13 protein-coding genes are annotated in these 13,479 nt (G+C 66.0%); 8 read left to right on the top strand and 5 right to left on the bottom strand.

The features are described from left to right. The first annotated feature begins 68 nt into the window (after positions 1-68). Both salA and LWH48_RS10215 read left to right on the top strand, forming a co-directional pair. On the top strand, positions 69-1,361 hold the full coding sequence (gene salA, locus LWH48_RS10220; RefSeq protein ID WP_269816174.1) for a salicylate 1-monooxygenase: 1,293 nt from the start codon (positions 69-71) through the stop codon (positions 1,359-1,361). A 38-nt stretch (positions 1,362-1,399) separates the two neighbouring features. Continuing rightward, a complete protein-coding gene (locus tag LWH48_RS10215; RefSeq protein ID WP_269816173.1) occupies positions 1,400-2,575 on the top strand; it encodes an ABC transporter substrate-binding protein in 1,176 nt (391 codons plus the stop codon). Between the two features lie 91 nt (positions 2,576-2,666). On the opposite strand, the gene LWH48_RS10210 is transcribed toward LWH48_RS10215, so the two are convergent. The 3 genes from LWH48_RS10210 to LWH48_RS10200 all read right to left on the bottom strand — a co-directional run bounded on the left by LWH48_RS10210 (position 2,667) and on the right by LWH48_RS10200 (position 4,979). Beyond that, the gene (locus LWH48_RS10210; protein ID WP_232912478.1) at positions 2,667-2,948 is read right to left on the bottom strand and encodes a HigA family addiction module antitoxin; all 282 of its coding nucleotides are present in this window, start codon (positions 2,946-2,948) and stop codon (positions 2,667-2,669) included. 215 nt (positions 2,949-3,163) lie between these two features. After that, positions 3,164-3,634 carry a MarR family winged helix-turn-helix transcriptional regulator gene (locus LWH48_RS10205; protein ID WP_232912477.1) on the bottom strand — a complete coding sequence of 157 codons (471 nt, stop codon included), beginning with the start codon at positions 3,632-3,634 and terminating at the stop codon, positions 3,164-3,166. A 112-nt stretch (positions 3,635-3,746) separates the two neighbouring features. Beyond that, positions 3,747-4,979 carry an MFS transporter gene (locus LWH48_RS10200; protein WP_232912476.1) on the bottom strand — a complete coding sequence of 411 codons (1,233 nt, stop codon included), beginning with the start codon at positions 4,977-4,979 and terminating at the stop codon, positions 3,747-3,749. A gap of 453 nt (positions 4,980-5,432) precedes the next feature. Here LWH48_RS10200 and LWH48_RS10195 point away from each other — a divergent pair, with 453 nt between their 5' ends. The 4 genes from LWH48_RS10195 (at position 5,433) to LWH48_RS10180 (ending at position 8,884) form a co-directional block, all read left to right on the top strand. Further along, positions 5,433-6,464: a TRAP transporter substrate-binding protein gene (locus LWH48_RS10195; RefSeq protein ID WP_232912475.1), complete on the top strand. Its 1,032-nt coding sequence runs from the start codon at positions 5,433-5,435 to the stop codon at positions 6,462-6,464. A 6-nt stretch (positions 6,465-6,470) separates the two neighbouring features. Next, positions 6,471-6,998, top strand: coding sequence for a TRAP transporter small permease (locus tag LWH48_RS10190; RefSeq protein WP_232912474.1), 528 nt, complete (start codon positions 6,471-6,473; stop codon positions 6,996-6,998). Continuing rightward, positions 6,988-8,277 carry a TRAP transporter large permease gene (locus tag LWH48_RS10185; protein ID WP_232912473.1) on the top strand — a complete coding sequence of 430 codons (1,290 nt, stop codon included), beginning with the start codon at positions 6,988-6,990 and terminating at the stop codon, positions 8,275-8,277. The genes LWH48_RS10190 and LWH48_RS10185 overlap by 11 nt, the downstream gene beginning before the upstream one ends. A gap of 163 nt (positions 8,278-8,440) precedes the next feature. After that, positions 8,441-8,884, top strand: a complete 444-nt coding sequence (locus tag LWH48_RS10180; RefSeq protein ID WP_232912472.1) for a hypothetical protein — start codon at positions 8,441-8,443, stop codon at positions 8,882-8,884. Between the two features lie 90 nt (positions 8,885-8,974). Here the strand turns inward: LWH48_RS10180 and LWH48_RS10175 are convergent, their stop codons facing one another. Continuing rightward, complete coding sequence (locus tag LWH48_RS10175) at positions 8,975-9,868, bottom strand: helix-turn-helix domain-containing protein (protein ID WP_232912471.1); 894 nt, start codon at positions 9,866-9,868, stop codon at positions 8,975-8,977. Between the two features lie 173 nt (positions 9,869-10,041). Between LWH48_RS10175 and pobA the strand changes: the two genes are divergently transcribed. After that, complete coding sequence (gene pobA / locus LWH48_RS10170) at positions 10,042-11,226, top strand: 4-hydroxybenzoate 3-monooxygenase (RefSeq protein ID WP_232912470.1); 1,185 nt, start codon at positions 10,042-10,044, stop codon at positions 11,224-11,226. Positions 11,227-11,296: 70 nt separating this feature from the next. Here the strand turns inward: pobA and LWH48_RS10165 are convergent, their stop codons facing one another. Beyond that, on the bottom strand, positions 11,297-12,199 hold the full coding sequence (locus LWH48_RS10165) for a LysR family transcriptional regulator (protein ID WP_232912469.1): 903 nt from the start codon (positions 12,197-12,199) through the stop codon (positions 11,297-11,299). 105 nt (positions 12,200-12,304) lie between these two features. Between LWH48_RS10165 and LWH48_RS10160 the strand changes: the two genes are divergently transcribed. Further along, entirely contained in the window at positions 12,305-13,426 is a 1,122-nt protein-coding gene (locus tag LWH48_RS10160; protein WP_232912468.1) for a muconate/chloromuconate family cycloisomerase, read from the top strand. Positions 13,427-13,479: the final 53 nt, after the last annotated feature.

Genomic DNA, 13,479 nt, shown 5'->3' with positions numbered 1-13,479 from the left:
ACTGGTGGGTCACTTCTGATGGCCATTGACAGCCCCACCACACCACCACGTCCGCCACTGATTCTCGCCTGTCCATCGCCATCATCGGCGGCGGCATCGGCGGCGTGGCCTTCACCGTGGCCCTGTCCCGCTTCCCCGACCTCGATGTGCAGCTCTTCGAGGCGGCGCCGCAGTTCTCCGAGATCGGCGCCGGGGTCTCCTTCGGCCCCAACGCCGTGCGTGCCATCCAGCGGCTCGGCCTCGAGGACGCCTACCGTCGCATCGCCGACGCCTCGCCGGCGCCCTTCGAGGACGTCTGGTTCGAGTGGCGCCGTGGCAGCGACGACGGCTACCTGACCGCCAGCCTAGCGCCCGGCTGCGGGCAGTCCTCGGTGCATCGGGCGGACTTCCTGGACGCCATCGTCGCCAACCTGCCGGAGGGGATCGCGCATTTCGGCAAGCGCTGTGTCGAGGTCACCCAGGAGGGGGAGGGCGCCACCGCCCACTTCGCCGACGGGACGTCCTTCACCGCCGATATCGTGATCGGCTTCGATGTCATCAAGTCGGCGGTACGCACCAATGTGCTACCCGCCGAGACCCATGGTGAGATCGCCCCCTTCTGGAGCGGTACCTACGCCTATCGCGGCATGATCCCCACCGCCCAGTTGGAAGAGGCCCTGGAGGGCAAGGGCGCCGACCGACGCCTGGCCCTGGTGCCTCAGATGTACCTGGGGCATGACCGCCATATCCTCACCTTCCCGGTCAAGCAGTCGGAGCTGATCAACGTGGTGGCCTTCATCACCGACCGCTCCTCCGCCGAGCCGCAGCTGCCCGAGGGGGAGGAGTGGGTCCAGGCCGTCTCCCAGCAGGAGATGCTGGAGGTCTTTGCGGGCTGGGGGGCTGCGTCCAGGGCGATCCTGGAGTGCATCCCCGAGCCGACCCGCTGGGCGCTGCACGAGCTGCCCGAACTGCCGCGCTACCACCGTGGCCGCGTGCTGCTGGTGGGTGACGCCGCCCATGCGCTGGTGCCCCACCAGGGCGCCGGGGCCGGCCAGGCGCTGGAGGACGCTTATGTGCTCGCCAGCCTGCTGGGCGACGAGGCCTGCCGGCGCGGCAATGTCGAGTCTGTGCTGGCGGCCTTCGAGGCGGTTCGTCATGGGCGCACCTGCAGGGTGCAGCGCACCTCCCACGAGGCGGGGAACGTCTACGAGTACGCCGGCGAAGGCATCGGCGACGACGAGGCGAAGCTGATCGAGAACCTCGAGACCCGCTTCGACTGGCTGTGGAACCACGACCCTCAGGATGACGTGGTGGCGGCGAGGCGCCTCCTGGGTTGGGAGCGGAATGCCGACGCTCGGACCCCGCAAGCACAACGCGTCTGAACGACCCAACAAAAAACCAGACAAGAGACGAAGTCACCATGATCAAGACCAACAAAACGCTTGTGACGTCCCTGCTGGGGGCCGGCCTACTGCTGGCCGGTCAGTCGGCCCTGTCCGAGGATAGCGACCCCTTGGCGCTTGGCCTGATGCTTCCCTACAGCGGCACCTACGCGGCCTTGGGCGAGGCCATCACTAACGGCCTGAAGCTTGCCATCGAGCAGCAGGGTGGCCAACTCGGGGGGCGTGACGTCGAGTATGTCGAGCTCGACTCCGAGGCCAACCCATCCAAGGCGCCCCAGAATATGAGTCGCCTGGTCAAGGGCGATGGCGTCGACGTCGTCATCGGCCCGGTGCACTCCGGCGTGGCCATGGGCATGCTGCGGGTGGCCAAGCAGACCGGCGCCATCACTATCATCCCCAACGCCGGGCTCGAGGCGGCCACCAACCAGCTTTGCATGCCCAATGTCTTCCGAACCTCCCACAACATGTGGCAGGACGCTTATCCCATGGGCAAGGTGGCCTTCGAACGTGGCCATCGCCGGGTGGTGACCATTACCTGGGACTATGCCGGGGGCAAGGAGGACCTGGCAGCCTTCGAGAACGCCTTCACCGAGGAGGGCGGCGAGATCGTCGAGCAGATCCTGGTGCCATTTCCGAGCACCGAGTTCCAGAGCTACCTGACGCAGATCGCCAGCCTCACGCCGGATGCCGTCTACACCTTCTTCGCCGGCGGTGGCGGGGTCAGCTTCGTGCGCGACTATGCCGCCGCCGGCCTCAAGGAGAGCATCCCGCTGCTGGGCTCTGGCTTCCTGACCGAGGGCAATCTCGCGGCACTCGGTGACGCCGGTGAAGGGGTGCTGACCACCCTGCACTATGCCGAGACCCTGGAAAGCGAGGAGAACCGGTCCTTCGTTTCGGCCTATGAGGCGGCTTATGGCGAAACGCCCGACGCCTATGCGGTACATGGCTTCGATACCGGCGCCATGCTGGCTCAGGCACTCGAGGCGGTGGGGGGCGACGCCGCGAACCGTGATGCCCTGATCGATGCACTGGCCGAGGTGGAGCTGCAGAGCCCGCGGGGCCCGCTGCGCTTCTCCGATTCTCACCACCCGATACAGAATATCTACCTGCGCGAGATCCGTGATGGCCGCCACGAGGTAGTGGAGGTCGCCCACGAGCAGCTTGAAGCGCCGGACAGCGACTGTCGGATGTGATCGGCCGGCGGACTCAGCATGCGAAGCGGCGGGCTCTCGGGCCCGCCGCTTGTTAGTTCCTTGGCGCTGCTCGGTAGCGGCTCGCGCGGGGTCAGCCCGCTGCATGCAACGGTGTTACCTGCGCGCGCGGGCGCTGTGAGGCCTGCCAAAGCTCATATTTGAGCTGCATTTCCAACCACATCTCGGCACTGGTACCTAATGCCTGCTCGAGGCGCAGCGCCATGTCAGCAGAGATGCCAGCGTTGCCGTTCAGGATGCGAGAGAGCGCGGCGCGAGTAACCCCAAGTCGCGATGCCGATTCGGTGACAGTGACATCTCCGAGGTATTCGCGTAGCACGGTGCCAGGGTGCGCAGGGTTGTGCATTCGGTTCATGCTGCCCTCCTAGTGATAGTCCTGATTGTCAACCAGGACGGCGTCTTCTCCATCGAAAGCGAAGGTGAGTCACCAGTTCCCATTGACGGTGATTGCCCAATGCCCCTGCAAATCGCCCTTTAGCATATGGAGCCTCCACCTTGGTGTGCCGGGTCAACAGAGCACTGTGGGAGATCAGCGTCATTGGGCGCAGGCTGGGCAGGGAGTCCATGGCCTCACCCCGCCTGACGCACCGGCACACGGCTCAGGTGGTTGTTCTCGTCGGCGATACGCAGCAGCAGTCGGCACAGGACTTCGCGCTCGTCACTTTCGAGCGGGGCCAGTATAGCCTCCTGCACATCGTCCACGGCCGGTTCGGCGGCATGGCGCAGGCGCTCCCCCTCCTTCGTCAGGGTCACCAGCATGGAGCGGCGATCCTCGGGATTGCGGTGTCGTGTCACCAGGCCGCGCTCCTCCAGCTTGCGTACCACCACTGCCACGGTGTTGCGGTCCAGGGCGGTATGGCCGCCCAGGGTGATCTGGTCGATGGACCCATGCTCCTCCAGCGCACAGAGGATGATGTACTGCAGCTGGGTCAGGTTGTAGGCCTCGCACTTGCGCAGGAAGATCGCCACGCTGATCTGGTGGCAGCGCCTGAGCAGATTGCCGGGCAGGGAGTTGGCCCGGTAGAGGGGGGAGCCGGTCATGTCGTCTGTCGTCTCGTGAGGTGAAGGAAGCGTCGTGGCCGCGGCGTCCGCCCTACCTTAGCAGGAGCGACAGCCTCGGGCATCGTCGGCGGGTGGCAGGGACAGCGGGCTGCTAGCGGGCGGTTGCACCGGCCGACGTCAGCGGCGGGGCGGCCAGCACCCGGGAGAGCCGGAAGGCCAACAGAATGCCCACCAGCGAGGCCGTGCCGGTGAGGGTCCAGGTCCAGTGCCAGCCGCCGGCCTGGGTGGCGACCCACGCCACCAGGGGCGGGCCGGCGAACTGGCCGAAGGCCGACCACTGCTGCATCCAGCCGATGGTGGTGGAGACGGTGTGCTCGCTGGGCGCCAGGCGCACTGCCAGGGTGAACAGGGCCCCCGGAATGACGCCGCTGACGGCGGAGAACATCAGCACGGCAGCGACGCGCAGGCCCGGCGCTTCGGCGGTCGCCTCGCCGAAGGCCAGGAAAGTGCCCAGGGCCGCGAACACGAAGCCGAGCCGGAGTAGCGTGGTGGGGGCCATGCCACGCTGCATCAGCTGGCCGGAGCCCAGGTTGCCGATGATGTTGGCGGCGGCCACCAGGGCGGTCAGCGAACCGGCCAGCCCCTCGGCGATGCCTGCCTGCCGGTAGATGGTGGGCAGGAAGCCGATCACCGCCAGCCACTGGCTGGAGTACATGGCGAAGCAGAGGGCGACCAGCCAGGGCCCCGGGGAGCCCAGCGTCAGGCCCAGGCGTTGGCGCCAGCCCTCGTCGCCTACGCCGGACGGGGGGCGGCTCCTGTCGCGGTGCCGGTCCGCCGGCACCCTGCAGCGCACCGCGACCAGGATCAGCAGCGTCCACCCGGCCAGTGTCCACCACCACCCCTGCCAGCCCAGCCAGGCGATCACCCAGGGCCCGGTCAGCAGGGCGGTGCCGACGCCGAGCCCCATGAAGCAGCTCCACAGGGCCATGGCGCGGTGGAGGCGCTCCACCGGTACCAGCTGGCGAAGCAGGGCAGGAGCCGAGAGCACCACCAGCAGGAATCCCAGACCCTCCAGGGCGCGGCACACGAGCAGGAAGGCGGGTGTCTCGGCGAAGCCTCCCAGCAGGCTGGCGCCGGCCAGCAGGCCAAGGCCCAGGGTGATGCTGCGCCTCAGACCCAGGGGGTCCGTCGACAGGCCCACGATCAGTCCCAGCGACATGCCGGCGAGCTGGACCAGCGAGACCAGGAAGCCGGCCTGGAGCAGGCTGATCTCGAGGCTGTCCTGGAGGATGGTCAGGGCCGGGGGCAGCTTGCCCACGTGCAGGGCAGCGGTGATGCCCGATAGCACGACTATCAGGCCGGGTGGCACGGCGAGGCGCGTCATGGGTGGCTCCTGAGCAGGGGCGAATCATTGTGTGATTATGCTTAGGAGCCTAAATAGATGGCCGGTGCCTGGCCATCCCTGCTTTGGTCGAGAATGCCCTCCACCCGCGGCAGTTATGTGGCCGGCTGCGATGGCGCCCACAGCGTGGTGCGCGACTCCATTGGCCGCGTGCTCCTGGGCGGATGCCGGGGGGCTCGGTCAAGGGCATACACGACGTCACGTCAGGAATATGCGAATAATCCAACTTTTCTGGCATTTTGTCCTTGTCGAGACGTTTCCGTTCGTCGGGACTTGTGCGCATCACCGGCAGGCGCCCTATCCTAGACCAAGGTCCATTTTCCAGAACCGCAAGAGTCGGGTAGTTTGCTTATATCCCGAACGTGTATTCGGGATGCGAACGTTCGATAAGTCCATACAGCCAAGCCCATGACAACAATGCCCCGGAGGACTCCCATGAAACGCGTCCTGACCCGCTGCCTGCTGACTGCGTCCATCGCCGGCCTGACTGCCGCTTCCGCCGCCCAGGCCTCCACCACCCTGCGCATGGCGCACTTCTGGCCCGGCGCATCGGGGGTAAACCAGGATATCTTCGAGGAGTGGGCGGCCACTCTGGAGGAGGAGTCCGGCGGTGAGCTCAAGGTGGAGATGTTCCCCTCCGGTACCCTGGCCAAGCCGGACTCCATCTACGAGGCGGCGGCCAACGGTATCGCCGATATCGGCGCCACCGCCCAGGGCTATACCGCGGGGCGCTTCCCGCTCTCGCAGATTGTCGAGCTGCCCGGGGTGGCCACCACGGCGACCCAGGGTGCCTGCGTGCTGCAGACCCTGTACGACGAGGGGCACCTGGAGAGCGAGTACGAGGACACCCGGCCGCTGTTCTTCTTCACCACCGGGCCGGGCGGTATCCACACCATCGACACCGATGTGCAGGTGCCGTCAGACCTCGAGGGGCTGCGTATCCGCCGCCCCACGGCGGTCGCCGGCGAGATGTTGGAGAACATGGGGGCGAGCCCCGTGGGCATGCCGGCGCCGGACATCTACACCTCCATGCAGCGCGGCGTGATCGACGGCCTGAGCTTCCCCTGGGAGGGGCTGAAGGGCTTCCGCATCAACGAGTTGGTCAGCTACCACACCGAGGTACCCTTCTATACGTTGATCTTCGTGGCCACCATGAACCAGCGCACCTATGACAGCCTGAGCCCCGAGCAGCAGGCGGTGATCGATGCCAACTCCGGCATGCAGTGGGCCGGGAATGCCGGTGAGGTGTTCGATCGTCTGGACGTGGAAGGCAAGCAGGAGGCTCGCGATGCCGGCCACACCATCCGCGAGATCGAGGAACCGCTTTCGCATCCGGACTGGCAGAAGCCGCTTCAGGATGGCATCGACAGCTACCTGGCCGAGCTCGAGGAGCGTGGCCTGCCGGGGCGTGAGGTCTACGAGGCGGCACTGGCGGCCAGTGCGTCCTGCGCCGACGGGCAGGGGTAAGACGGTATGCAGTCCACCCTGGAAAGGGCCAGCCACTGGCTGGCCCTTGTCTGCCGCATCGTGGCCGGCCTCGCCCTGCTGGCGTTGCTGGGCGTGACCATCGCCGATGTCGTTACCCGCTATCTCTACCGGATCACCGAGGGGGCCATCGCCCTGCGTGTCTCCGGCAGCGTGGAGCTGGTCAGCTACCTGATGCTCTGTTCCCTGCTAGCCGCCATGGCGGCCAATGTCGAGAAGAGTCAGGTAGTGGTGGAGGCCTTCTCCCATGGACTCTCGCCCAACCTCAAGAACCGCCTGCACGGTGTCTATCTGCTGGGCTTTGCGGCCCTGGGGCTGGTGCTGTTCCTGGGGCTGCTGGACTCTGCCTCCGCCGCCGCACGGCATGGCGAGGTGACCCAGGACCTGCGGATGCCCATGGGGCCCATCTATTACGCCGCCGCCGTGCTCAGCCTGCTGCTGGGGCTGCGCAGCCTGCTGCATGCCGTGCTGAGCGCCGTCTTCGCTGCCGACCAGGAGGCCGCCCATGGGGAGTGAGATGATCGGAGCCATCGGCCTGGGCGCACTGCTGCTGCTGATGGTGCTGCGGGTGCCGGTAGCACTGGCCATGCTGGTCGTCGGGGTGGTGGGTTTCGCCCAGGTGATCAGCTGGGGAGCGGCAATCGCCCAGCTCAAGACCGTGCCGGTGGAGGTGCTCTCCAACTACAGCTTCAGCGCCGTGCCGATGTTCATCCTGATGGGCGTGCTGGCGGCCCACTCCGGCATGGCCGGCAAGCTGTTCCACTCCACCCGGGTGATCTGCGGCGGCTGGAAAGGGGGACTCGCCATCGCTGCGGTGGGCTCCTGCGGGATATTCTCGGCGATCTCCGGCTCGTCGCTGGCCACTGCCAGCACCATGACCCGGGTCGCCCTGCCGGAGATGGAGCGCTACGGCTACAACCGGGGTCTGGCCACCGGTGCACTGGCCGCCGGCGGCACCCTGGGGATCATGATCCCGCCCTCCATCGCGTTGCTGATCTACGCCATCCTCACCGAGCAGTCGGTGGGCGACATGTTCATGGCCGGCCTGGTGCCTGGCCTGCTGGGGCTGGTGATGTATGCACTGACGGTCAGCGTGGTGATGCGCGTGAAGCCCTCGCTTGCCGTGGCCGGCGAGCCGACGGCATGGAAGCAGAAGCTGGCCTCTCTCTCGGGGCTGGTTCCGTTCTTCGCGGTGTTCCTGGTGATGATCCTGGGGATCTACTTCGGCGCCTTCACCCCCACCGAGGGGGCCAGCGTCGGTGCCTTCGCCACCCTGCTCTATGCCCTGGCCAAGGGCATGCGTGGTGCCGAACTGTGGCGCAGCGTGCAGGAGACCCTGGCGCTCTCCAGTGTGGTGTTCTTCATGCTGGTGGGGGCCGAGACCCTGGGTTACTTCATCTCGGTGTCGCGGATCTCGTTTTCCATCACCGACTTCCTCTACGGCATGGAGCTCTCGCCCATGGTCGTGGTGCTGTGCATCTTGCTGCTCTACTTCGTGCTGGGGATGTTCATGGATGCGATCGCCATGCTGGTGATCACGGTGCCGGTGGTATTCCCGATCATCCAGTCACTGGGTATCGACCCGGTCTGGTTTGGCATCATCACCGTGCTGACAGTGGAGCTGGGCCTGATCACCCCGCCAGTGGGCATGAATGTCTTCGTGATCAAGGCGATGGCGCCCCACGTGGGGCTGGGCGAGATCTTCAAGGGCGTGGCGCCCTTTATCCTCTCGGACTTCCTGCGCCTGGCCTTGCTGATCGCCTTCCCGGTGCTCACTACCCTGTTCCTGCTCTGATCCGGTGGCAGGTCGTCATGATGTCGAGGGTATGGCATAACTCTATAGTTATAGGGGTGTGTGAAATCCTCATTTGGCAACGGGGTTGCGCAGCACCATCCTTGAGTCAGTGAAACTCGCTTGGCGACCGGCACCGCCGGTATGACCGGCCCGGAGGTGTGACATGAATGACAAACAGACCGAACGTCAGGGCTGGCTGGCGCGTCTCGAGCAGCGTCTCTTCGAGGCCAGCATTCCCCAGGTGGTGCAAGGCATCCGCAACGAGGCCAGTGTCGACTTCCGGGAGCTGGTGCGCGACCTGAACGCGCCGATGGCGCCGGCCTTCGAGCGAGAGGTCTCGCGGACCCTGAACCGCGGAGCCGAGCGCGACCTGATTCCCGCCGTGACCCTGATGCCCGTCATGATGGAGCGTTTCGGGCTTGGTCGAGAGGACTTCTCTGCCAATGACGCGGGGCTCTTCGCGGAGCTCGAGACCGTCTGCAACCACTGCCCGGTCGTGGGGCGCTGCTGGAAGGCGATGCGCGCCGGTGATACCCGGGAGACCTGCCGTGGCTTCTGCCCCAACGCCCAGGCGTTCGAGGGCAAGTCGCTGGAAGCGGCTGGCTGAGCGAAGAATCCCAGTGAAAAGCGCCCCCGCAAGCAAAGGCTTGCGGGGGCGCTGTCGTTTCGGGGCGTCTTTCGGGATGTTGGCCCGCGGCTATGCGTCGGGCTGACGTCGGCGGAAGTCTCGGGGAGCGAGTCCGGTCAAGCGCTTGAAGAAGCGCGTGAAGTAGGCGGGTTCCGAGAATCCCAGGCTGTCGGCCACCTGGCCGACGGTCATGTTGGTATAGGTGAGCTGTCGCTTGGCCTCGAGCAGCAGGCGCTCATGCAGCAGCTGCAGGGCGCTGCGGTTGGCCAGGCGCCGGCAGAGCAGATTGAGGTGAGCGCTGGTCATGCCCAGCTGTTCGGCGAATTTCTCGATGCTGGGCTGCTGACGAAACTGCTTCTCGATCAGTGCCTGGTAGTTCTGCAGGTGGGTCAGTCCTCGCCCCTGGGACCGGGGGGCTCTCGCGCTGCCGGCGTTGGTCTGCCGCACGGTCAGGCGGGAGAGCTCGATGAACAGCGCCTCGGTGAACGCCTCCAGGATGTGTTCGCGGCCGGGTGCGGGGTGGCGATACTCCTCTCCCAGCTGGTCCACCAGGGTCGCGATGCGCCGGGCCGGTCGGGCGGCATCCAGAGGGTAGGCGGTGGCCAGTGACATCGCTCCCGCCTGGGCACCCAGGCGCTCCTCCAGTCGTTCGGCCAGGGGGCTTGCCAGGGTGATGATATGGCCCTGGGTATCCGGCGAGAAGTGGAAGCCATGGATGCTCATGGCGGGCACCACGATGATCAACGGGGCCTCATGGGAGCGCTGGCTGCCCTCCAGTTCCAGGCTGACGCGGCCGGCAGAGAGGTGGAGCAGGTGCAGCAGGTCGGTATGACGATGGGGCTGGATCTTCCAGTCGTGCAGCCGGCTGCGTTCGGGGATCGACTCCCAGTGAAGCAGGTCCGGCGTCGGCCAGTGGTGCGTCTCGCCATACAGCTTGAAGATGGGAACGGCGTCGGTGGACATGGGAGCTCCGCTAGCGCTTTCGACTAAAGTCGGCCGATGATATTGGGATTATCCAGGTAACACTGCCAATATTGCCTTATTGCGGGATCGATTTCAGTGAAAAATACAATCCACATAGCGAACAGATGTTCACCCTTTTGCCTTACCCCGACAGATAACAACGGAGTCTCCCCATGAAGACACAGGTCGCGATCATCGGCGCCGGTCCTTCGGGCCTGCTGCTCGGCCAGCTGTTGAGCCGCCAGGGCATCGACAATGTCATCCTCGAGCGCAAGTCCGGCGAGTATGTGCTCAGCCGCATTCGAGCGGGTGTGCTGGAGCAGGGCATGGTCGATCTGCTGCGTGAGGCGGGTGTCGACAAGCGCATGGACGAAGAGGGCGAAGTCCACGATGGCGTGGAGCTGGCCCTGGACAACCGGCGCGTGCGCGTCGACCTCGCCGGGCTGACCGGCGGCAAAACCGTGATGGTCTACGGCCAGACCGAGGTGACCCGCGACCTGATGGAGGCCCGAGAGGCGACCGGTGGCACCACCATCTACGAGGCCGACAACGTTCAGCCCCACGACCTCGAGAGCGATAGCCCCTATATCACCTTCGAGAAGGATGGCGAGACGCACCGTCTCGACTGCGACTATGTGGCCGGCTGTGATGGCTTCCACGGTATCTCGCGCAAGTCGATCCCCGAAGGGCGCATCAAGGAGTTCGAGAAGGTCTATCCCTTCGGCTGGCTCGGCCTGCTCTCCGACACCCCGCCGGTGGCCGACGAGCTGATCTATGCCAGGCACGAGCGTGGTTTTGCCCTGTGCAGCATGCGTTCATCGACCCGCAGCCGCTACTACATCCAGGTGGGGCTTGACGAGAAGGTCGAGGAGTGGTCCGACGAGCGCTTCTGGGAGGAGCTCAAGCGGCGCATCCCCGATGAGGTGGCCGAGAAGCTGGTCACCGGCCCCTCCATCGAGAAGAGCATCGCCCCGCTGCGCAGCTTCGTGGTCGAGCCGATGCAGTACGGGCGGCTGTTCCTGGTCGGCGACGCCGCCCATATCGTGCCGCCTACCGGCGCCAAGGGCCTCAATCTGGCGGCCAGCGACGTCAACACCCTCTACCGGCTGATGGTGAAGGTCTACCAGGAAGGGCGTACCGACCTGATCCCGAACTACTCCGAGACCTGTCTCAAGCGGATCTGGAAGGCCGAGCGCTTCTCCTGGTGGATGACCTCCATGCTGCACAAGTTCTCCGACGAGGAGGACTTCAACACCCGCATGCAGCAGGCCGAGCTGGACTACCTGACCGGCTCCGAGGCGGGGCTGACCACCATCGCCGAGAACTACGTGGGGCTGCCCTACGAGTCGCTGGAGTAGGCCGCACGCCAGTCGCGTACCTCCAGCGACGCCCCGGATCCTCCAGCGGCGGGTCCGGGGCGTCGTCGATTCAGGGGTAGCGTCCGCTGCGACGGTTCTCCACCAGTACCTCGAGAATGCGGAACGCCTCCTGCATGACCGGGGAGGGCGCCTCTCCGCGGCGGCGACTGCAGATCACCGGTGAGGTGAGACTGGGATCGGCCAGGTAGACGTAGGAGATGCCGTCGCGCTGGACGCGCCTGACCTGTTCCGGCACCAGGGTGATCCCCACCTCCGAGGCGACCAGCCCCAGCGCCGTCTGCAGTTCGTTGGCCTCCTGCACCACCTCCACCTTGAGCGCCTTGCGGCGGAACAGCCCCAGCACCATGTCGGCCATGCTCGGCCGCGGCCTGGCGGGAAACAGGATCAGCGGGTAGCGGGCCAGCTCCTCGAGGGTGGGGGTGGTCCCCTCAAGCGGGTGCCCGCTGGGCAGGGCGGCGATCAGCGGCTCGTCGAACAGCACCTCCTGCTCCACGTCCGGGTCGTCGATGCGCAGACGACCGAAGCCCAGGTCGATGCGTCCCGCCTTCAGCGCCTGGATCTGCTGCACCGTGGTCAGCTCGGCCAGGGTCATCTCGACATCATCCTTTTGTCGTAAATCGCGTACCAGCAGCGGGAGCTGCCCGTAGAACACCGAGGGCACGAAGCCGATGCCGAACAGGCTGCGGCGGCTTCGGGCCATGCGCCGGGTCGACTCCAGTGTGACATCCACCTTCTCGAGTATCTGCAGGGCGTGCTGGTGGAAGAACTGGCCGGTGGGGGTCAGGCGCAGTCCCCGGGCACTCCTTTCGAACAGCTCGGCGCCGACTTCGTTTTCCAACTGCTTGATCTGTCGTGATAAAGGCGGCTGAGACATATGCAGGCGCTCGGCCGCGGCCGTCAGGTTGAGGGTCTCGGCAACGGTGCAGAAGTACCTGAGGTGGCGGAGCTCCATGATACCTCCAGGGTATGGCTAGTCACCCAAACAATATTGGTTGCGGATTTCCACTGCAATCAAACTGCCATGCAATCACTGAACTGCCCTGCATCGAGAGTTGCCATGACCGCTACTATCCAGTCCATCGAGACGCTGCTGGTCGACCTGCCGACCATCCGTCCCCACAAGCTCTCCATGACCACCATGGCCTGTCAGACCATGGTGATCGTGCGCATGCGCCACTCCGACGGCATCGAGGGCCTGGGCGAGGGCACCACCATCGGCGGACTGGCCTACGGCCCCGAGAGCCCTGAGAGCATCAAGCGCAATATCAATACCTACCTGGCGCCGCTGCTGATCGGCCAGCCTTCCGCCAACGTCAACGCCCTGCGCGCCCGGCTCAACCGCAACGCTCGCGGCAACATGATCGCCAAGTCGGCGCTGGAAACCGCGCTGCTTGACGCTCAGGGCAAGCGCCTGGGGCTCTCCGTAGCCGAGCTGCTGGGCGGCGCCCGCCAGACCCACCTGCCGGTGCTCTGGACTCTGGCCAGCGGCGATACCGCCAAGGATATCGACGAGGCCCTGCTGCGCCTGGAGCAGCGTCGTCACTGTGACTTCAAGCTGAAGATCGGTGCCAATCCGGTCAAGCAGGATGTGCGCCACGTGGCCGCCATCAAGGAGGCCCTGGGCGATCGCGCCAGTGTGCGTGTCGACGTCAACCAGGCCTGGGACGAGTCCACCGCCGTATATGGCATCCAGGCCCTGCAGGACGCCGGCATCGAGCTGATCGAGCAGGCCATCCCGGCGCGCGAGCATGCCGGCCTGATCCGGCTGGCCGACCGCTTCAACGTGCCGATGCTCGCCGACGAGGCGGTGCAGGATGCCCGCGACGGCCTCGACCTGGTCCGGGGGGGCTTCAGCGGCGCCTTCGCGCTGAAGATCGCCAAGTCCGGCGGTGTACTCGGCGTACTGGAGCTGGCCCACGTGGCCCAGGCTGCCGGCATCGGCCTCTACGGCGGCACCCTGCTCGAGGGCACCATCGGCACCGCCGCCTCCCTGCATGCCTGGGCCACGCTGCCGGAGATGGCCTGGGGTACCGAGATGTTCGGCCCGCTGCTGCTCAAGGACGACATCGTCGTCGAGCCGCTGGCCTATCGCGAGTTCGGCGTGGAACTGCCCAAGGGGCCGGGGCTGGGTATCACGCTAGACGAAGACAAGCTGGCCCACTATTCCCGCAAGGGCTGAGTCCCAGAGAACCGAGTCCCGCAAGCACGTCGGTGTGCTTGCGCTGAAGAGGA

Source organism: Halomonas sp. G15 (assembly GCF_021282295.1).
Lineage (GTDB): Bacteria > Pseudomonadota > Gammaproteobacteria > Pseudomonadales > Halomonadaceae > Halomonas > Halomonas alimentaria.
Note: the sequence above shows the minus strand (reverse complement) of the source record. Positions and strands in the feature narration are given on the sequence as shown.

Excerpts from the sequence above, each read along its gene's own strand:
- LWH48_RS10205 (WP_232912477.1), bottom strand. The coding sequence starts at position 3,634 with ATGACCGGCTCCCCCCTCTACCGGGCCAACTCCCTGCCCGGCAATCTG.
- LWH48_RS10165 (WP_232912469.1), bottom strand. The coding sequence starts at position 12,199 with ATGGAGCTCCGCCACCTCAGGTACTTCTGCACCGTTGCCGAGACCCTC.
- LWH48_RS10190 (WP_232912474.1), top strand. The coding sequence starts at position 6,471 with ATGCAGTCCACCCTGGAAAGGGCCAGCCACTGGCTGGCCCTTGTCTGC.
- LWH48_RS10210 (WP_232912478.1), bottom strand. The coding sequence starts at position 2,948 with ATGAACCGAATGCACAACCCTGCGCACCCTGGCACCGTGCTACGCGAA.
- LWH48_RS10175 (WP_232912471.1), bottom strand. The coding sequence starts at position 9,868 with ATGTCCACCGACGCCGTTCCCATCTTCAAGCTGTATGGCGAGACGCAC.
- LWH48_RS10215 (WP_269816173.1), top strand. The coding sequence starts at position 1,400 with ATGATCAAGACCAACAAAACGCTTGTGACGTCCCTGCTGGGGGCCGGC.
- LWH48_RS10195 (WP_232912475.1), top strand. The coding sequence starts at position 5,433 with ATGAAACGCGTCCTGACCCGCTGCCTGCTGACTGCGTCCATCGCCGGC.
- pobA (WP_232912470.1), top strand. The coding sequence starts at position 10,042 with ATGAAGACACAGGTCGCGATCATCGGCGCCGGTCCTTCGGGCCTGCTG.
- LWH48_RS10185 (WP_232912473.1), top strand. The coding sequence starts at position 6,988 with ATGGGGAGTGAGATGATCGGAGCCATCGGCCTGGGCGCACTGCTGCTG.
- LWH48_RS10200 (WP_232912476.1), bottom strand. The coding sequence starts at position 4,979 with ATGACGCGCCTCGCCGTGCCACCCGGCCTGATAGTCGTGCTATCGGGC.
- LWH48_RS10180 (WP_232912472.1), top strand. The coding sequence starts at position 8,441 with ATGAATGACAAACAGACCGAACGTCAGGGCTGGCTGGCGCGTCTCGAG.
- LWH48_RS10160 (WP_232912468.1), top strand. The coding sequence starts at position 12,305 with ATGACCGCTACTATCCAGTCCATCGAGACGCTGCTGGTCGACCTGCCG.